The organism is Novosphingobium cyanobacteriorum, assembly GCF_029436685.1.
Taxonomy (GTDB): domain Bacteria; phylum Pseudomonadota; class Alphaproteobacteria; order Sphingomonadales; family Sphingomonadaceae; genus Novosphingobium; species Novosphingobium cyanobacteriorum.
On the sequence record NZ_JAROCY010000023.1, the window covers coordinates 1 to 18,273 of the forward strand.

General features: G+C 65.1%; 22 protein-coding genes. 14 read left to right on the forward strand and 8 right to left on the reverse strand.

Translation table 11 applies throughout. The features are described from left to right. Positions 1-323 precede the first annotated feature (323 nt). Entirely contained in the window at positions 324-1,277 is a 954-nt protein-coding gene (locus POM99_RS18505) for a sensor histidine kinase (RefSeq protein ID WP_277280097.1), read from the reverse strand. Between the two features lie 152 nt (positions 1,278-1,429). Next, entirely contained in the window at positions 1,430-1,798 is a 369-nt protein-coding gene (locus POM99_RS18510) for a hypothetical protein (RefSeq protein ID WP_277280099.1), read from the reverse strand. 206 nt (positions 1,799-2,004) lie between these two features. Between POM99_RS18510 and POM99_RS18515 the strand changes: the two genes are divergently transcribed. Both POM99_RS18515 and POM99_RS18520 read left to right on the forward strand, forming a co-directional pair. Further along, on the forward strand, positions 2,005-2,415 hold the full coding sequence (locus tag POM99_RS18515) for a protocatechuate 4,5-dioxygenase subunit alpha (protein ID WP_277280102.1): 411 nt from the start codon (positions 2,005-2,007) through the stop codon (positions 2,413-2,415). Further along, a complete protein-coding gene (locus tag POM99_RS18520) occupies positions 2,415-3,257 on the forward strand; it encodes a class III extradiol dioxygenase family protein (RefSeq protein WP_277280103.1) in 843 nt (280 codons plus the stop codon). Before POM99_RS18515 ends, POM99_RS18520 begins: the two co-directional genes overlap by 1 nt. A gap of 196 nt (positions 3,258-3,453) precedes the next feature. Here POM99_RS18520 and POM99_RS18525 read toward each other — a convergent pair whose 3' ends face one another. Together POM99_RS18525 and POM99_RS22435 are read right to left on the reverse strand one after the other, a co-directional pair. Next, a complete protein-coding gene (locus POM99_RS18525) occupies positions 3,454-4,080 on the reverse strand; it encodes a response regulator (RefSeq protein ID WP_277280105.1) in 627 nt (208 codons plus the stop codon). Continuing rightward, positions 4,077-5,723, reverse strand: a complete 1,647-nt coding sequence (locus POM99_RS22435) for a sensor histidine kinase (RefSeq protein ID WP_277280107.1) — start codon at positions 5,721-5,723, stop codon at positions 4,077-4,079. The genes POM99_RS18525 and POM99_RS22435 overlap by 4 nt, the downstream gene beginning before the upstream one ends. 331 nt (positions 5,724-6,054) lie before the next feature. Between POM99_RS22435 and POM99_RS18535 the strand changes: the two genes are divergently transcribed. The 4 genes from POM99_RS18535 (at position 6,055) to POM99_RS18550 (ending at position 8,146) form a co-directional block, all read left to right on the forward strand. Beyond that, the gene (locus POM99_RS18535; protein WP_277280109.1) at positions 6,055-6,678 is read left to right on the forward strand and encodes a LuxR C-terminal-related transcriptional regulator; all 624 of its coding nucleotides are present in this window, start codon (positions 6,055-6,057) and stop codon (positions 6,676-6,678) included. Between the two features lie 85 nt (positions 6,679-6,763). Further along, entirely contained in the window at positions 6,764-7,090 is a 327-nt protein-coding gene (locus POM99_RS18540) for a hypothetical protein (protein WP_277280110.1), read from the forward strand. Positions 7,091-7,128: 38 nt separating this feature from the next. Next, positions 7,129-7,683: a hypothetical protein gene (locus POM99_RS18545; RefSeq protein WP_277280112.1), complete on the forward strand. Its 555-nt coding sequence runs from the start codon at positions 7,129-7,131 to the stop codon at positions 7,681-7,683. Further along, positions 7,622-8,146, forward strand: coding sequence for a helix-turn-helix domain-containing protein (locus tag POM99_RS18550; protein WP_277280113.1), 525 nt, complete (start codon positions 7,622-7,624; stop codon positions 8,144-8,146). Before POM99_RS18545 ends, POM99_RS18550 begins: the two co-directional genes overlap by 62 nt. Positions 8,147-8,171: 25 nt before the next feature. Here POM99_RS18550 and POM99_RS18555 read toward each other — a convergent pair whose 3' ends face one another. From POM99_RS18555 to POM99_RS18570, 4 genes are all read right to left on the reverse strand, one after another. Next, entirely contained in the window at positions 8,172-8,423 is a 252-nt protein-coding gene (locus POM99_RS18555) for a YMGG-like glycine zipper-containing protein (protein WP_277280114.1), read from the reverse strand. A 143-nt stretch (positions 8,424-8,566) separates the two neighbouring features. Further along, positions 8,567-8,851 carry a hypothetical protein gene (locus POM99_RS18560; RefSeq protein WP_277280116.1) on the reverse strand — a complete coding sequence of 95 codons (285 nt, stop codon included), beginning with the start codon at positions 8,849-8,851 and terminating at the stop codon, positions 8,567-8,569. Continuing rightward, complete coding sequence (locus POM99_RS18565) at positions 8,848-9,735, reverse strand: kinase (RefSeq protein ID WP_438823028.1); 888 nt, start codon at positions 9,733-9,735, stop codon at positions 8,848-8,850. Before POM99_RS18565 ends, POM99_RS18560 begins: the two co-directional genes overlap by 4 nt. Before the next feature lie 226 nt (positions 9,736-9,961). Further along, the gene (locus tag POM99_RS18570) at positions 9,962-10,666 is read right to left on the reverse strand and encodes an energy transducer TonB (protein ID WP_277280117.1); all 705 of its coding nucleotides are present in this window, start codon (positions 10,664-10,666) and stop codon (positions 9,962-9,964) included. Between the two features lie 648 nt (positions 10,667-11,314). On the opposite strand from POM99_RS18570, the gene rpsL reads away from it, so the two are divergent. The 8 genes from rpsL (at position 11,315) to POM99_RS18610 (ending at position 18,271) form a co-directional block, all read left to right on the forward strand. Then, a complete protein-coding gene (rpsL, locus tag POM99_RS18575; protein WP_264445369.1) occupies positions 11,315-11,686 on the forward strand; it encodes a 30S ribosomal protein S12 in 372 nt (123 codons plus the stop codon). A gap of 149 nt (positions 11,687-11,835) precedes the next feature. Next, positions 11,836-12,306 carry a 30S ribosomal protein S7 gene (rpsG, locus tag POM99_RS18580; protein WP_277280119.1) on the forward strand — a complete coding sequence of 157 codons (471 nt, stop codon included), beginning with the start codon at positions 11,836-11,838 and terminating at the stop codon, positions 12,304-12,306. A 99-nt stretch (positions 12,307-12,405) separates the two neighbouring features. Continuing rightward, positions 12,406-14,478: an elongation factor G gene (gene fusA, locus POM99_RS18585; RefSeq protein ID WP_277280120.1), complete on the forward strand. Its 2,073-nt coding sequence runs from the start codon at positions 12,406-12,408 to the stop codon at positions 14,476-14,478. Between the two features lie 127 nt (positions 14,479-14,605). Continuing rightward, complete coding sequence (tuf, locus tag POM99_RS18590) at positions 14,606-15,796, forward strand: elongation factor Tu (protein WP_277280122.1); 1,191 nt, start codon at positions 14,606-14,608, stop codon at positions 15,794-15,796. 170 nt (positions 15,797-15,966) lie between these two features. Beyond that, positions 15,967-16,278 carry a 30S ribosomal protein S10 gene (gene rpsJ, locus POM99_RS18595; protein ID WP_185663838.1) on the forward strand — a complete coding sequence of 104 codons (312 nt, stop codon included), beginning with the start codon at positions 15,967-15,969 and terminating at the stop codon, positions 16,276-16,278. A gap of 312 nt (positions 16,279-16,590) precedes the next feature. Next, entirely contained in the window at positions 16,591-17,346 is a 756-nt protein-coding gene (gene rplC, locus POM99_RS18600; RefSeq protein ID WP_277280124.1) for a 50S ribosomal protein L3, read from the forward strand. A 3-nt stretch (positions 17,347-17,349) separates the two neighbouring features. Beyond that, positions 17,350-17,973, forward strand: coding sequence for a 50S ribosomal protein L4 (gene rplD / locus POM99_RS18605; protein WP_277280126.1), 624 nt, complete (start codon positions 17,350-17,352; stop codon positions 17,971-17,973). Then, positions 17,966-18,271, forward strand: coding sequence for a 50S ribosomal protein L23 (locus POM99_RS18610; RefSeq protein WP_277280127.1), 306 nt, complete (start codon positions 17,966-17,968; stop codon positions 18,269-18,271). Before rplD ends, POM99_RS18610 begins: the two co-directional genes overlap by 8 nt. Positions 18,272-18,273 lie beyond the last annotated feature (2 nt).

Consider the following 18,273-nt stretch of genomic DNA (forward strand, 5'->3'; position numbering starts at 1 on the left):
AACGAGCATCATGTACGCAGAGCCCGCGAAGACCAGCACGTTCAGCAACACGCTGGCTACGCCGACAAGGATGAAGTTGCCCTTGTAGCGCTGGATAAACAGGCTCAGGAATTGACGATCCACGTGTCCAGAACTCCCCCCACGAGCCGTGGCTAGACGAAGCCATAACGGTCGGCAAGCGCAATCATTCCGTAGAAACTACCACGGAAGCAGTGCGCCGAATCGCGCTAGGGCCATAATGTTGCAGGCGGGGTCAGGTTCCGAGCACTTTTGACACTGAAAGGGAGGTATAGCGCCGTTTCGGTGCAATTTGTTGGCCTTTTTCAAAGGTGCCGGCCACCATGGATGGCGATTTCGCACCACAGCCCCCTGGGTTCGAAGGCCAGTTCCACCCGATCCAGCCCCGGTTGCGGCATCAGCAGGCGGGTGCCGATGCCGGTGCGTTGGGGCGGCCTGACGGTTGGCCCGCCAACTTCCTTCCACAGCAGGAACAGCCCGCCGCCGCCTTCGGCCACGAACCAGGATATCTCGACGCGGCCGGCCTCGCCGGACAGCGCGCCGTGCTTTACGGCATTGGTGCACAGTTCGTGCAGCGCCATGATCAGCGGGATGCAGCTTTCGTCGGGCACCACGCAGGGGGTGCCCTGCAGGTGGATGCGGCCAGTGCCCGAGAAGGGTTCGACCGTGCGTTCGATCAGGTCGGGGAGGCGGCCTTCCGCCTCTGTGCCGATGCGCAGCAGGTCGCTGGCACGGGCGAGGCTGTCCAGCCGGCCGGAGAATTCGCGGAAGAAATCCAGCGGGTTCTCCGCTTTCGGCCCGCTCGAGGCAAGTGCCTGGACGATGGCGAGCATGTTGCGCACGCGGTGGCGCAGTTCGCGGTTGAACCCTTCCTGCTGCTGGTTGGCTTGCTCAAGGTGGCGCACCGCGCGGCGCAGCAGCGTGCCCATGGCGATGATCAGCGAGGCCGAGAATGCGAACAGTGCGAAGAACACGATGCGCGCGGCATCCAGCGAGACGAACCATCCGCCACCGCCGAAAATACGCTGCGCCCCCGCCGCGGCGACCACGGCAAAGGCTATGGCGAAGCCGGTGTCGAGGATCAGCGAGGCGACCAGCAGCGAGGGCCAGAACGTGAGGAAGGGCAGTGCCAGCCCACCCGTGTCCACGCTGGCGCGCAGCAGCGTGGGCACGACGAAGAGTGCGAGCATCCACATGGCCTGCTCGGCCTTGCCCCGCTGCCGGGTGACGGCCCTGCGTACTGCCGGCATCAAGTCCATCGGTACCCCTGCGCGCCCTGCGGATTTTGGGGGAATTGCACCCTTCACGTTCCGCTGGCGCGCTGGATTAGTCCGATCTGCAAAGCAAATCCATGGAAATAATGGTAAAAGCCATTCCTGTTTCCGCCCGCTCAGGCCCAGTTTTCGCCCACTCAGGCGGCGTAGGGCAGGATCGTGGAGCGCGGGGCGAGCCGCAGGGCGTCTGCCAGTTCGATGACCATGCCGATGGCGCGAGCCTCTTCATCGGTCAGGCCTTCGTAATCGGGCAGGAAGGCGCGACAGGCCTGCAGAAGGTTGCCCGGCGCGCGCTCGAGCTCGGCGCGGTAGTGCGCCAGCGTGGTGCAGCCGTCGATCTCGGACCAGCGCAACCCGCTGGGGGCGGGGCGTTCGTGAAAGGCCCAGAGCGCGGCGATGGCGCGTTCCACGGCGGCGCGCGCCTGGTCACCCAGCGCATCACCCGATGCGCGGGCCTTCAGCCTCTGGCGATAGCGTCGCTGGCGTTCGGCATTGGTCATGGCCATGCCCGAATGGCTAGGGGCTAAGCGGCATCCAAGGCAATCCGGTACCAACCTGTTACGTAACCATCCTTATGTCGGAACGTTTGCCACTTTCATCGGCGAAAAACCGGCCAAGCCTTGACCTGCATCAAGGCTGTATGTGTTGCATACAATTATCGTGCCTCTCGCAAACGGCTCGCGTAGCCGGATCGAGGAGAGAGGAACGGCAGATGACATCCGACCGATCGCTGGCGCTGCGGCGCTCAATTCCGGGCACTGCGCTGTTCGATGGCGAGCTGGCCGAGCGGGGCTTTCAGCTCAACGCCATGTGCTTTTCGTTCAACGAAGCAGCCAACCGAAAGGCCTTCCTGGCGGACGAGGACGCATACTGCGCGAAGTTCGCCCTGACGCCCGAGCAGCGCAAGGCCGTGGCCGATCGCGATGTGCCGGCCATGCTGCGCGCAGGGGGTAACGTTTACTATCTCGCCAAGCTGGCGGGCATCTTCGGCCTCAACGTGCAGGACCTTGGCGCGTTGCAGACCGGGCGGCCGCTGCAGGAATTCAAGGATTACCTGGTGTCGCAGCGCGCCGGGATCGACCCGGCGATCGCCGGGCTCCATGTCAGCAGGGAGATCGCATGATGGCCGAGATCGTGGGCGCCTATTTCACCAGCCATGTTCCCGCCATCGGCGGTGCGATTGCGCGTGGTGACCAGCACAATGAATACTGGAAGCCGTTTTTCGACGGGTTCCCCAGCGTGCGCCGCTGGCTGGCCGAGGTGAAGCCCGATGTTGCCGTGGTGTTCAGCAACGATCACGGGCTCAACTTCTTCCTTGATGCCATGCCCACCTTCGCAGTCGGCGCGGCGAAGAGCTACGCCAACGAGGACGAGGGCTGGGGCCTGCCGGTCTACAAGTCGTTCGAAGGGCATCCGGCGCTGTCATGGCACGTGATCGAGGAACTGGTCGGTTCGGAGTTCGACATCACCACCTGCCAGAAGATGCTGGTTGACCATGCGGTGTCGATCCCGTTCGAACTTGCCTGGCCCGATGCTGCCGAGTGGCCGGTGAAGATCGTGCCGATCGCCATCAACACGGTGCAGTTCCCGGTGCCCAGCCCGAAGCGCTGCCTCGCGCTGGGCCGCGCGGTGGGCCGGGCGCTGCGATCGTGGCAGGGGAACGAGCGCATCGTGGTGATCGGCACGGGCGGGCTTTCCCACCAGCTTGAGGGTGAACGCGCCGGCTTCATGAACCCGGACTACGACAAGTTCTGCCTCGATCACCTTGCCGCCGATCCCGATGCGCTGACGCAGCATTCGGTGGAGGAAGTGGCCCAGCTGGCCGGCACGCAGGGCATCGAGATCCTCAACTGGATCGCCGCGCGCGGCGCGCTGGGTGACGTGCCGCTGGCCGAGGTGACGCGCAACTACCACATCCCGATCAGCAATACCGCAGCCTGCACCCTGGTGCTTGAACCGGCCTGAAGGAAGCGGGGTTCCGCCGGCGTCGAACCCACCCCCTCCCGCATGCGGGAGGGGAGCGAGACTTGTGCTTGCGCAGCAAGCGTTAGTCGCAGCGGGATGGGCATCCGCCGCATGCGGACAAACATCGGGTCACCACCAACAGAAAAGGGCGCGCCGCCAGAAGGTTGCGCGCCCTTTCTCGTTCGGTTCGTAAAGCTCAGTCGCCCGGGTCGTTCACGGCCAGCAGCGCCAGCTCGGTGCGGTTGTCGATGCCCAGCTTCTGGTAGATGGCGTGGAGGTACACCTTCACCGTGCCTTCGCCGATATTCAGTTCCTGCCCGATGTCACGGTTGCGCAGGCCGCGGGCCACCAGCCGGGCAATGCGCCGTTCGCGCGGGTTCAGCCGTTCCAGCGGGCCGGTGCCCTCGGGATTCAGCGAAAGGTCCAGCGCGCGCTGCAGGAACTGCGGGTCGATCGCCTTCTGCCCGGCGTTGACCTTTTCCAGCACGTCGATCAGCTCGTCCTCGGCCCCGTCTTTCGAGATGATGCCGTCCACCCCTGCGCGCATCACCGACAGCAGCTGGCGATCATTGATTTCGGCGGTCAGCAGCACCACCGATCGCTTGTCTCCCCGCGAACGCAGCGTTTCCAGCGTCTGCACGCCGTTCAGCCCCGGCATGTTGATGTCCAGCAGCACGATCGATGGATCGTAGCTGTCGATCGCGGCCAGCGTCTCTTCACCGCTGGCGGTTGCCGCCACCACCTGGAACCGGCTGCCGCGCAGCACAGCTTCCACGCCTGCGCGGATGAAACCATGGTCGTCGGCAACAAGAATGGGGATCATGCAGCAATCCTTATCGGCAGATCAATGTCAAGCACAGCACCCGGATCGCTGTTCGATACGGCGATCCTGCCTCCCAGAGTTTCGATACGTTCACTTATCGACCGGGGGCGCATGACGCCAGTTGTCTTTGGGAAACCTTCGCCATCATCGGAGATTAGGATGCGCAGTGCGCCGGCCTCTTCCATGGCGAGCTGTACTTCCACCGTCCGGCAATGCCCGTGGCGAACGGCATTGGCCACCGCCTCGCGCACCACCTGCCGCAGCTCATAGGCCAGGTGTATAGAAACGGAGAGCGGGCGCTCTTCCGCCACCAGCCTGGTGGTGATGTGCCAGTGGTGGCCGATTTCTCCCAAAAGGCTTTCCAGTTCCTCGACCAGGTCGGTCTTGCGGTCGCCTTCCTCACCGCGCCGCAGGCGGTCGATCATGACGCGCAGCTGCGCCTGTTCGCGCCGCAGCGCCTCCTTCATGCCGTCGATCTCGTGCGATGGGTCGTTGCCTTCGCGGATCCAGCGGCGCAGCGCCTCCAGCCGGAACAGCGTGCCGGCAAGGAACTGGGCTACGCTGTCGTGCAGGTCGCGCGCCAGCGATTGGCGTATGTCGGAGACCGCGGCCGACTGGGCCAGCGCGGCCATGTCCTCGCGATCTATGGCAAGACCGATCTCGCGCGCCAGTGTCCGCACCGGCGACAGATCGTCCACCCCCAGGTCCGATGCGCCCCAGACCAGCAACTGGCCATGGCCATCGGCGGTCACAAAGCTCGCCAGCAGGCCTTCATCCACGCCGCAATAGGTCGCAAGGGGCAGCTCCATGCGCTCCATGCGCGCTCTCATCGCGCCGTCGTCTCCCAGCACGATGCCGCGCCCCGAAGGGCGATTGAACAGCATGGGATCGGAAACGTGGGAAATGTCTTCGGCAATCTCGTTCGGACCGATGCGGTCCGTCGTGATGGTGCCATCGATGTCCTTGACCACGTCCAGCCAGGGCTCTTCGTCGCGCACCACGGCCAGCGCCGCGCCCCGTGCCTGCAGCGACGTACGGACGTGCGACAGGGCATTGGCCAGCACCCGATCGCGCCGTTCGCCCGGGATGCCACCCGGTTCCGGCAGCGGCGGCAACAGCGGCCGGCGGCGCTCGACGCCCAGCCAGACCATGATGATCGACAGTACCACCATGTAGGATTGCCGGCGTCCGAAGCGGTATATGTCGATATCGAGGTGCAGCGTGGTCAGCAGCACGCCTGCCAGGCTGTTGGCCACGACCAGCGCCACCGCCGTGCGCAGCACTGCGGCCCAACCCCACCGCATTGCTGAAAAGATCAGAAGAAAGACCACGAAGGCCATGAACGGGCTGGAAAAATCGCCACGGCCGGTCTCGGTGATATAGACCGCGCCGATAAAAGCCAGGATATCGATCCCGTGGACGATCGCCGAAAGGCGGAAATCGAGCCACCAGCTGCGCCAGGCGATGGCCACCAGCAGTATCGACCATGCCAGGTACACCGTCAGCACGGCAAAGCCCGCGGTGAGCGAGCGGGCCGGCTGGACCGGATCGATCCACAGCGCCAGCAGGAACACCAGGGCCAGGATGGCGCGGCTTGTCGCCAGGGCCTTGCCCGTCCGGCGAATGAACAGGCTACGCTTCACGAGCGGCCTCTACCCCTTTAAGATCACGTCGGGCCACAGGATAGCGACAAACCTTTTCCGCACAATCGGAAAGGCGCGCAATGCACCGGGCCCGCAAGCAGCAACGCAAGCATTAGCAGCCTCTTGAATGCTTTTATTCCCGGGTCCGGAATTGAGGCTTGCAGTGCTCAACGGATTACACCATTTTGGTAACCGTTACCGGTAACTACGTGCAAACGCGTAGTTCAGCACGATTGACGGGGCGTTCACGCGGATCGAATGCTGGCAAGCGTTCGGTCCTAATGTATGCCAGATCAGGTGGATATTCGTTTCGGGTAGGCAGGGGCACGGCGTGGACAGTCTGGACGATCCGGAAGGATGGGAATCCGCCGGAGATTTTATCGGCAAGGACCTTGCCGAGCGACAGTTTGGTTCGTCTGAGCTGCGTGACGGGCTTACTGAGAAGCAACGGGCGGTTCTCGACCTGCTGATCCAGCACAAGACGTCCAAGGAAATATCCCGTGAGCTCGGCATCTCGCCCCATACGGTGGACCAGCGCATCATGCTCGCGCGGGCCAAGCTCAATGTCTCGAGCCGCAGCGAAGTGGCCCAAGCCTATCGTCGTCTGTTGGAAGAAGAACGCGAATCCGCGGGTTCCGCGATATACGAACGATCCATATATGGCTTTTCCCATGTCGCTCCCCCGGCAAATGACGCGCATTCCCTGTTCCGGGATGACGTGGCGGAACGACGCCCGGAAGCACCGACCGGAGACATGCGGGCTACGATGGCCGCACCGGCCGGCGACCTGTCCGGACCGGCCTACTACCACGTCCTCCCGGAGATGTTCGACGGTCCGAACGGAACCATGCTCCGGCTGGGCGCGATTGCGGTAATCGCGGTGTTCCTGATCCTGATCGTCCTGGGCGGATTGGCCATGTATGGCCAGCTGGCGCAGATGATCGACAGGACCTGAAGGGTCCGGCGAACCTCTCCTCCTTGACCGAAGCGTGTCGGCGCCTGCGCCGGCCGAAGGGGGATGTGCCATGTCGAATCGGACGATGACCATTGAAGTTGCCCAGCTGCGCATCACGCGGGACCTGCATGAAGCGGAGGCCGCACTCGACGAGGCGCTGATCCGCCAGGCCAACCTGCTTGCCACCATGGTGGGCGCCCGCCGCGAAACCGGCGTCGATCCCTTCGTGGGGCAGGATGCGCTGATGCGGCTGGTCAAGAGCCAGCAATCGATGATCGATGCCGGCGGCGAACTGGCCCGCGTGCACGGGCGGCTCAACAAGGTGGCGGTCGAACACAACGGCGGCAACGATGCCTGCCCCAGCACCGCCGAAGTGGAAGAGGCGCCGTTGGCCGCCTCGCAGGCCGCATGACCTTGACGTGCGGCCGCCCCGGATGTTCGTGATGCCCGATGCTTTCGCTCTGGATCCCGCGCCTCATCCTGCTCGTCACCGTCCTGTTCGCAGCCCGCAAGGGCGACGAACCCGAACGGCTCGTGGCGGGCATCCTGCTGGCCACCTTCGTGCTGGATGTGGGCAACCATGCCATGTTCGGGGACCCGGGCTGGTTCGCGGTCAACCCCGGCCATGTGGTGATCGACAGCTGGGCCTTCGTGGTCCTGCTGTGGGTCGCGCTCAGGGCCAACCGGGGCTGGCCGCTGTGGGTCAGCGCCTCGCAGGTGCTTGTCGTGCTGGGCCACCTCGCCAAGATCTGGGACGTAGGCGTGGTGCGCAAGGCCTATTGGGCCATGACGCAGATGCCCTTCGTGTTCCAGCTGGCCATCCTGGCGGTCGGTACGCTCGCGCATGTCGAGCGGCGCCGGCGGATCGGTCGCTATCACCCTTGGCGGCCGGAGCCTTCTCCCGCATCGATTGCCCGGGCCGGGCGCAGCCGGGAGAACGGACATGACCACGGTTCGCCTGATCGGATCGGCGCAGCGCAAGGGCAGGGCCATCCGCGCCGCTGAGGCGCAGATGCCCGAAGTGCCCGCGGTGCTGCCGGCGGGACCGGCCAAGGACCGGCTGGCGCTGGCGGTGGCGCGGGAATTCTACCAGGGCCGGCGGCGGCGGGCGCGCTTTCTCAGCGCGGACCTGTTCGGCGAGCCGACCTGGGACATCCTGCTCGACCTCTACGTCGCAGCACGGGAAGACCGGCGCGTGCCGACCACCAGCGCCTGCATTGGCGCGCATGTTCCGCCGACGACGGCGCTGCGCTGGCTGCGCATCCTGGAGGCGCGTGGCCTTGTTGAGCGCGAGGACGACGGCCGCGATGGCCGGCGCACGTTCGTGCGGCTGAGCACCCGGGGCATGGCGGCGATGGACGGGCTGCTGCAGAGCGCAGCCAGCGCGCTGCAGGTGGCCATGGCCAATGCGATGGGCGGCCCCGACGACGATGACGACGGCAGCGGCATGGGCGTGGCGGCGGAATAGCCGCCGCCGCGCCTCCGTTCCAGGGTCAGCGGTAGCGGCACTTCTTGCGGTTCTTGCGGGCGATCTCGTGCCCGGCAACGCCGCCCGCCACCGCGCCCAGCACGGTTCCGGTGGTGCCGCCGGCGATGACCTTGCCCAGCACCGCACCGCCGACGCCGCCGATCACCGCGCCCTCGGTCTTGGTCAGCCGCTTGCAGTCACGCGCCTGCGCCGAAGGCGCCGCGCCCGCCAGGGCAAGCAGGCCGAGCGCGCAGGCGGCGGTGTTCAAAGCCTTCATCAGTTCCCTCCTCATCGGTTCGGCCAAGGCTAGCACGCCTCGGCCGGTCCGGACCATTCCATCCGTCGCCCATCCGACACGCGTCGGCGCGGGCGAGCCGTGATGGCCCGCCCGCGCCTTGCGCCGCCTGAGCGGAGCAGGCGTTACTGACCGGTGCGACCGCCGCCGCCACCCTGGTTGTCGCCCTGCTGCTGCTGACGGCCATCGCGCTGACGGCCACCCTGCTGCTGCTGTTCCTGCTGGCCGGGCTGCTGCTGCCGGTCACCGCTGTCGCCCTGCGGCTTGCGATCGCCGTACTGCTGCTGCTGCTGCTGCTGGCCGGGCTTGCGATCCTCCTGCCCCATCTGGTTGGCACGGTCTGCCTGCTGGTCCTGCTGCCCCTGCTGACCGCCGAGATTTCCCTGCTTGTTCCTGTCGTTGTTGTTCATTGGTTCTCTCCACTGGGACCCGCCAAGGGGTCTGCGGACAGAGCGGATGGGGCCGTGGCCTGTTCCGGCCACAATGGAAATTCCGCGCCGTTCCGCCGCTGGCCCACGACCTGCCGCGCGGCATCGAGCTGCAGGACCAGATCGGCGTGGGCAGGCATCTCGGCCAGGATGTGCCCGGTCAGGCGTTCATAGTGCTGAACGAAGCGGGCGAGCTGGGCGTCGGTCATCCCGCCGCGCCCCTCGCGGCGCAGCGCCTGTTCCTGCTGCGTGCGCCAGGGCAGCACCGCCTGCCACCCCGGCGCGGCAAGGAGGGTGAGGTGGTCGATCCGCCCGAACAGCGCGCGATAGCCCGGCCCGCCAAGCGCGGCGTTGACCGCGTGGCGCCAGATGCCATCCGGGTCCTCGTCGCGCTCCAGCGCGTTGAGCGGGTCCGCCAGTGCCGCCTGCGGCTGGGGCCGAGCGCCGAGGCACCAGCCTTCGAGCACCAGCACGCGGGTTCCGGCGGGAGCCTTGGGCCAGTGGGCGACGGGCAGGCGATCGTCGGCGGCCTTGTCGAAGCGGGGCAGGGGGGCGGGCTCGCCCCGCTCAAGCGCGGCGATGGTGGCGAGGCCGAGGTCGGGATCATGGGTGCCGGGCACGCCGCGCGTGGCGAAGAGGGGATGGACCTGCTGCGCCAGCGCCTGCCGATCGGCGCGGGGCAGGTAGAGATCGTCGAGCGAAAGCGCCGCCGCCGGCACCGCAAGGGCATCGACCAGCGCGTTGGCGATGGTGGATTTGCCCGAGCCCTGCGCCCCGCAGATGCCCACCACGAACAGCCCGGACGGCCGCGCGGCGAGGGCCGGAACGACCGAATCGAGCACCCGGTCGAGGGCGCTGGGGGTCAGCGAGGTTGACACGGTTGACACTGTCCAATGGGCAAAACGCGATTTTCCGAAATCCTGCCTGTCCAGTCACTTGTGGAAAATCGGGAAAAGATAACAGACACGCGTGTCTCCTACGGCCTCGGCAGGAAGGTACTCCGGTTGGGGGGCTGTAGGAAAATGGTTTTTGTCGCGAGCGTGGAACCCCCACCCCAACCCCTCCCCGCCGGGGAGGGGCTTGCATGTGGGTTCAGTCTTCCAGTTGCCAGCGGATGGAGGACTGGAAGGTGGCGGAGGCGGTTGCGCCGGTTTCGTCTCGCGCCGGGGTAAAGCGGGCGCGGGAGGTTACGCGGGTGCAGGCGATCTGGTCGAGCAGGTCGTGCCCGCTGCTGGCGATCACGTCGCAGCCGGTGACTCGCCCATCCGCGCCGATGGACAGGCGGAAGCGGGTGACGCCGGTCCAGCCTTCGCGGATGGCCTGCGTGGGATAGTCGTTGCGCGAGACCCATCTGGCAGGATCGTTGCGCGGCTTTGCCAGCAGCGGGGCGAAGGACGGCTTCGGCGTGGGCGTGGGCTTGATCACCAGTTCGCCCTTGTCGCCACCGCCGATCTCGACGGGCTTGAGCGGGGCGAGGTCGAGCGGCTTTGTATCGAGCATCGGGCCGGTGGGCGCGAGTTCGTTGCGGGCGGGTGGAACGACGATGCGGTCGTCGGTCTTCGGCTTGATCGCAGGCTTGGTTTCGGGATGCGTGGGCGGTGGAGGAGGCGGAGCGTAGAACCACTGCGCATCGATCGCGTCGTCGATCGCTTCGGTGATCGCGCCGCCGGCGAAGGTGGAAAGCAGCGCCACCCCGAGCCCGACATGGAGCGCGATGACCGCCGCCCCGCTGCCCAGCCGTTCACGCCCCCACCGGTCACGCCACGCCGTTTCCCTGTTCAGGTTCGCGTATCCCATGTCTGCCTCTCCGTTATGGTGCCGGATGGGCCAACCCCGCCCGGCGGTTGTTATGGTGTATCATTACCACTGACCGAACTGGGCTTCAAGGGAATTCTCAATCGAAATGGTAGAAATAAACGAACGAGACGGTTTTGTTCTGGGCGGTTGGGTTGGGGGATGACTGGAGTGGCTGCTCTCGCCCATTTTCAGCCGATTGGTGGTGGCAGAGGCGATTCCGGGCACCCTTGGGTGCGGGGTTGCGGGGGGAGCCAAGCCCCGTGTCGAGCACGGGGCGACGGTCCTTTTTTGGAGGGGTTTGCTTTCCGCAGGCTCGTTCGCTCTTTCGCTCGCGCGGCTGCCGTTGGCGCGTATATATAGTGTGACGGCGCGCGGGCGGGCTGGGTGATGGCGGTTGACCTTGGGGCGCATCGCGCGTAAGGGCGCGCCTTCTTTCCGGGGTTTCCCGGATTCGAGCTGAACATTGGCGGTGCGTGCGGGGGGCATCCTTCGCGTTATCCGTCAAAGTAACCCGGTGCTGCGGCGCGGGTGGAGCGTTTCGGCTTGCAGGGCAGGGCAGGGCGGCCATGGGCCGGCCCGGCGCGTTTGCCCGGCAAGGCTTTTCCTTCACCTTTGGCGCAATGCCACAACCAAGGTGAAGAGATCTTCATGCCCACAATCAACCAGCTGATCCGCAAGGGTCGCGTTCCGCAGAAGACCAAGAGCAAGGTCCCTGCGATGGAGCAGAACCCGCAGAAGCGCGGCGTCTGCACCCGCGTTTACACGACCACCCCGAAGAAGCCGAACTCGGCGCTTCGCAAGGTCGCCAAGATCCGCCTGACCAACAGCCGCGAAGTGATTTCGTACATCCCCGGCGAAGGCCACAACCTGCAGGAGCACTCGGTCGTGCTGATCCGCGGCGGCCGTGTGCGCGACCTTCCCGGCGTGCGCTACCACGTGCTGCGCGGCGTTCTCGACACGCAGGGCGTGAAGGACCGCAAGCAGAGCCGTTCGAAGTACGGCGCCAAGCGTCCGAAGTAAGGTCAGCAGGCGAAGGTCCGGCTTCGGACCGATCCGCCGCCCGATCGCCCCCCCCCAAGGGGCATGATCTGGGTGGCTGGGCGGGGAAGCGGGCCGGAGCCGGAAGGCGGTCACTAATGTGAGCGCCGCACTCCGAAGGAGTATCAAAGATGTCTCGTCGTCGTCGTCCCGAAAAGCGGGAAATCCTGCCCGATCCCAAGTTCGGGGATCAGACCCTGTCGAAGTTCATGAACAACCTCATGCTCGACGGCAAAAAGTCGGTCGCGGAATCGATCGTCTATGGTGCGCTGGACACCATGCAGACCCGCGCCAAGGCGGATCCGCTGCAGCTGTTCCACGATGCGCTGAACAACGTGAAGCCGCAGATCGAAGTGCGTTCGCGCCGCGTTGGCGGTGCGACGTACCAGGTGCCGGTGGAAGTGCGCCCCGAGCGCGCCCAGGCGCTGGCCATCCGCTGGCTGATCACCGCCGCGCGCAACCGCAGCGAGACCACCATGTCGGCCCGCCTTTCGGCCGAGCTGCTGGACGCCGCCAACAACCGTGGCAACGCCGTGAAGAAGCGCGAAGACACCCACCGCATGGCCGACGCGAACCGCGCGTTCAGCCACTACCGCTGGTAATCCCGGCGGCGGGAGGTTCCCGTCTTTAAACGGTCACGAACGTAACCATATGGGGCGAGCCCGAGACATCAGGCTCCCCCACACCCAAGGAAACCCACCATGGCCCGCAGCCATCCGCTCGAGCGCTATCGCAACTTCGGCATCATGGCGCACATCGACGCCGGCAAGACCACGACGACCGAGCGCATCCTCTATTACACCGGCAAGTCCTACAAGATCGGCGAAGTGCACGACGGCGCCGCGACCATGGACTGGATGGAACAGGAACAGGAACGCGGCATCACGATCACGTCGGCCGCGACGACCTGCTTCTGGAACGATCACCGCCTGAACATCATCGACACCCCCGGCCACGTGGACTTCACCATCGAAGTCGAGCGTTCGCTGCGCGTGCTCGACGGCGCGGTTGCCGCGTTCGACGGCGTTGCCGGCGTTGAGCCGCAGTCGGAAACCGTGTGGCGCCAGGCCGACAAGTATGGCGTGCCGCGGATGTGCTTCATCAACAAGCTCGACCGCACCGGCGCCAACTTCAAGTACTGCGTGCAGACGATCATCGATCGCCTTGGCGCGAAGCCGGCCGTGCTCTATCTGCCGATCGGCGCAGAAGCCGACTTCAAGGGCCTCGTCGACCTCGTCGAACAGCGCGCGATCATCTGGAAGGATGAATCGCTGGGCGCCGAGTTCTTCTATGAAGAAATCCCCGCCGACCTGGCCGACGACGCCGCGCTCTACCGCTCGCAGCTGATCGAGCTCGCCGTCGAGCAGGACGACGACGCGATGGAAGCGTACCTGGAAGGCAACGAGCCCGACGTGGCGACGCTGAAGGCGCTGATCCGCAAGGGCACGCTGAGCCAGGCCTTCGTGCCGGTGCTGTGCGGCTCCGCGTTCAAGAACAAGGGCGTGCAGGCGCTGCTCGACGCGGTGGTGGACTACCTGCCTTCGCCGCTCGACATTCCCGACGTGCAGGGCGTGAACCCCGACACCGACGAGCCGGACACCCGTGCGACCTCGGACGAGGCACCGTTCTCGGCGCTGGCGTTCAAGATCATGAATGACCCCTTCGTCGGCTCGCTGACCTTCACCCGCATCTATTCGGGCACGCTCGTCAAGGGCAGCTACCTGAACTCGGTGAAGAACAAGAAGGAGAAGGTCGGCCGCATGCTGCTGATGCACTCCAACAACCGTGAAGACATCGATACCGCCTATGCCGGCGACATCGTTGCCCTGGCGGGTCTGAAGGAGACGACCACGGGCGACACGCTGTGTTCGGAAAAGCAGCCGATCATCCTGGAACGCATGGAGTTCCCGGAGCCGGTGATCGAGCTGTCGGTGGAGCCGAAGACCAAGGCCGACCAGGAAAAGATGGGCATCGCGCTCAACCGCCTGTCTGCCGAAGACCCTTCGTTCCGCGTTTCGACCGACCACGAGAGCGGCCAGACCATCATCAAGGGCATGGGCGAACTCCACCTCGAAATCCTCGTCGACCGCATGCGTCGCGAGTTCAAGGTGGAAGCGAACGTCGGCGCCCCGCAGGTGGCCTATCGCGAATACCTCGGCAAGCCGGTGGACATCGACTACACCCACAAGAAGCAGTCGGGCGGCACCGGCCAGTTCGGCCGCGTGAAGGTGAAGGTGACGCCGGGCGAGCGCGGTTCGGGCTTCACGTTCAAGGACGAGATCAAGGGCGGCAACATTCCGAAGGAATACATCCCCGCCATTGAGAAGGGTTTCCGCGAGACCGCCGAAACCGGTTCGCTGATCGGCTTCCCGATCATCGACTTCGAAGTCCTGCTCTATGACGGCGCCTACCACGACGTCGACTCGTCGGCGCTGGCCTTCGAAATCTGCGCCCGCGGCGCCATGCGCGAAGCGGCCCAGAAGAGCGGCATCAAGGTCCTCGAACCGATCATGAAGGTCGAGGTCGTGACGCCGGAAGAGTTCATGGGTGACGTGATCGGCGACATCAACAGCCGCCGTGGCCAGATCCAGGGCACCGACAGCCGGGGCAACGCCCAGGTGGTCGAGGCCATGGTCCCGCTGGCGAACATGTTCGGCTACGTGAACCAGCTGCGGTCCTTCACCCAGGGCCGTGCCAACTACTCGATGCAGTTCTCGCACTACGACGAAGTGCCGGCGAACGTGGCAACCGAGCTGAAGTCGAAGCTCGCCTGATCGCCAGATCAGCGGGTTCAATCGGAACGCTTGCCTGATCGCACGGATCAGGCTAGGGGCGGCGCCTGATTCAGTCGGGCGCCACCCTGCGGATATCACAGACAATCGAAAAAGAAGGTTTTGAGCAATGGCCAAGGCTAAGTTTGAGCGGACCAAGCCGCACTGCAACATCGGCACCATCGGTCACGTCGACCACGGCAAGACCACGCTGACGGCTGCGATCACCAAGGTGCTCGCCGAAACCGGTGGCGCCACGTTCACCGACTACGCGAATATCGACAAGGCTCCCGAAGAGCGCGAGCGCGGCATCACGATCTCGACCGCCCACGTGGAATACGAGACCGCCAACCGCCACTACGCGCACGTCGACTGCCCGGGTCACGCCGACTACGTGAAGAACATGATCACCGGTGCCGCCCAGATGGACGGCGCGATCCTGGTCGTGAACGCCGCTGACGGCCCGATGCCGCAGACCCGCGAGCACATCCTGCTGGCCCGCCAGGTCGGCGTGCCCGCGCTGGTCGTGTACATGAACAAGGTCGACCAGGTCGACGACGAGGAAATCCTCGAGCTGGTCGAGCTGGAAGTGCGCGAACTGCTTTCGTCGTACGACTTCCCGGGCGACGATATTCCGATCGTCAAGGGTTCGGCCCTGGCCGCTCTGGAAGGCCGCGACGACAACATCGGCAAGAACTCGATCAACGAGCTGATGGCCGCTGTCGACAGCTACATCCCGCAGCCGCCGCGTCCGACCGACAAGCCGTTCCTGATGCCGGTGGAAGACGTGTTCTCGATCTCGGGTCGTGGTACGGTCGTGACCGGCCGCGTCGAGACCGGCATCGTCAAGGTTGGTGAAGAAGTCGAGATCGTCGGCCTCAAGGACACCACCAAGACCACCGTCACGGGCGTGGAAATGTTCCGCAAGCTGCTCGACCAGGGTGAAGCCGGCGACAACATCGGTGCGCTGGTGCGTGGCATCAAGCGTGAAGACGTCGAGCGTGGCCAGGTCCTCTGCAAGCCCGGTTCGGTCAAGCCGCACACCGAGTTCTCTGCCGAGGTCTACGTGCTGTCGAAGGACGAAGGTGGCCGTCACACGCCGTTCTTCGCCAACTACCGCCCGCAGTTCTACTTCCGCACCACCGACGTGACCGGCGAAGTGATCCTTCCCGAAGGCACCGAGATGGTGATGCCCGGCGACAACGTGACCCTGTCGGTCAAGCTGATCGCCCCGATCGCGATGGACGAAGGCCTGCGCTTCGCCATCCGTGAAGGCGGCCGCACCGTCGGTTCGGGGGTTGTCAGCAAGATCACGAAGTAATATAGGCCGCGCACCGGCGGGGAGATTCGCTCTTCCCGCCGGCCGGTTTTTTACCAACTGATCGCTTTCAGGCAGTCGGCCCGCTCTCCCCGAGCTTGATAAATGGGGTGGGGTAGAGGGCAGGTCGGCCAGCCTTTTTTGTTTTTGCTCTTTCGCATCGGTAAACGGACATGGACGCCCAGAATATCCGCATTCGCCTCAAGGCCTTCGATCATCGTGTGCTTGACCAGGCCACTGGCGAAATCGCTGACACCGCACGCCGCACCGGCGCGCTGATCCGGGGCCCCATTCCGCTTCCGACGCGCATCGAGAAGTTCTGCGTCAACCGCGGACCGCACATCGACAAGAAGTCGCGTGAGCAGTTCGAAGTTCGCACCTACAAGCGCCTGCTCGACATCGTGCAGCCCAATGCGGCCACTGTCGACGCGCTGATGAAGCTGGACCTCGCGGCCGGCGTGAACGTCGAGATCAAGCTCGCGTAAGCGAGCTTGCCTTCAGTCCCGGCGAAAGCCGGGGTGGCTGAAGGCCGACAGATCTACGACGCAAGTTTCGAACCTTCGGGTTCAAAGTTCCTTCCGGTCCAAAGCCGGCTTGGTGGCAAACCGGCCACCGCGACATAGGGATACCTCCGGCGCCGTCCGCGCTCCCGAAAGGGAACGGGACACAGCCGGGCAAGCGTCCCCCGATCGCTCCTGTTTGGCAGGGGCACTCAGCCCGGTCGGGGCATGCTTCACATACGGGCTGAACACGCCTGTCGGGATGGTCTCGGCAGGCCTCTGTAAGGAGTATGGATCATGCGCACCGGCGTGATCGCGAAGAAGGTGGGGATGACCCGCCTTTTCCAGGACGACGGACGGCACGTGCCGGTCACCGTCCTGTCGCTTGAAAATTGCCAGGTGGTTTCGGTTCGCACTGAAGACCGTGACGGTTACGTCGCAGTCCAGCTCGGTGCCGGCGAAGCCAAGCAGAAGAACGTTGCCAAGCCGCAGCGCGAACACTTCGCCAAGGCGGAAGTGCCGCTGAAGATGGAAGTCGCCGAGTTCCGCGTCGCCGATGACGCCGTTCTCGAAGTCGGCAGCACCATCGCCGCTTCGCACTTCGTCCCCGGCCAGTACGTGGACATCACCGGACACACGCAGGGCAAGGGCTTTGCCGGCGCCATGAAGCGTTGGGGTTTCGGCGGCATGCGTGCCACCCACGGCGTTTCCATCTCGCACCGTGCCCACGGTTCGACCGGTAACCGCCAGGATCCGGGCCGCGTGTTCAAGAACAAGAAGATGGCCGGCCACATGGGCGACCGTCAGCGCACCCAGCAGAACCTGGAAGTCGTCCGCACCGACGACGAGCGTGGCCTGATCTTCGTGAAGGGTTCCGTGCCCGGTTCGAAGAACGGCTGGCTGCTGGTTCGTGACGCCGTGAAGGTCAACCGTCACGCCGAAGCGCCGTATCCCGCAGGCCTGAAGCAGGCCGCCAACAGCAATGACTCGGCTGCTGCCGACACCCCGGCGGAAGTCGCGGCTGTCGAGGCGACCGAAGGTCAGGAGGGCTAAGTCGTGAAGGTTCAGGTCCTCAACCTCGACGGCACCGCCGGCAACGGCGAAGTCGAACTGTCGGACACCGTGTTCGGTCTCGAACCGCGCGCCGACATCCTCCATCGCGTCGTCACCTGGCAGCTCGAAAACCGCCGCGGCATCGCCCGCAAGGCGCGTGAGCGCAGCGACGTTGCCCGCACCGGCAAGAAGTTCGGTCGCCAGAAGGGCGGCGGTACGGCCCGTCACGGCGATCGCAAGGCTCCGATCTTCATCGGCGGCGGCAAGGCTCACGGTCCGCGCGTCCGCGAGTTCAACGTCTCGCTGAACAAGAAGGTCCGCGCGCTCGGCCTCAAGATGGCCCTGTCCTCGAAGGCGCAGGCTGGTCTCGTGGTCGTCGACAACCTCGACGTCGACGGCAAGACCAAGGCGCTTGTCAGCCAGCTCGCCAAGGCGAACTGGGGCAAGAAGGTCCTGGTCATCGACGGCGAAGGCGTGAACGACAACTTCGCCAAGGCCGCGCGCAACATCGTGGGCGTGAACGTGCTGCCGGCGATCGGCGCCAACGTCTACGACATCCTGAAGCATGATACGCTGGTGCTGACGCGCGCCGCGGTCGAGAAGCTGGAGGCGCGTTTCAATGGCTAAGGACGCAATCGACACGCGTCACTACGACGTGATCGTGGCTCCCCACATCACCGAGAAGTCGACGCTGCTGAGCGAGCACAACGCCGTGGTCTTCAAGGTTGCCGACAAGGCGACCAAGCCGGAGATCAAGGCTGCGGTCGAAGCCCTGTTCAATGTCAAGGTCACTGCGGTGAACACCCTGACGCAGAAGGGCAAGACCAAGCGCTGGAAGGGCAAGCCCTACAAGCGCTCCGACGTCAAGAAGGCCGTCGTGACCCTGGCCGCGGGCCAGTCGATCGACGTCACCAGCGGTATCTGAGG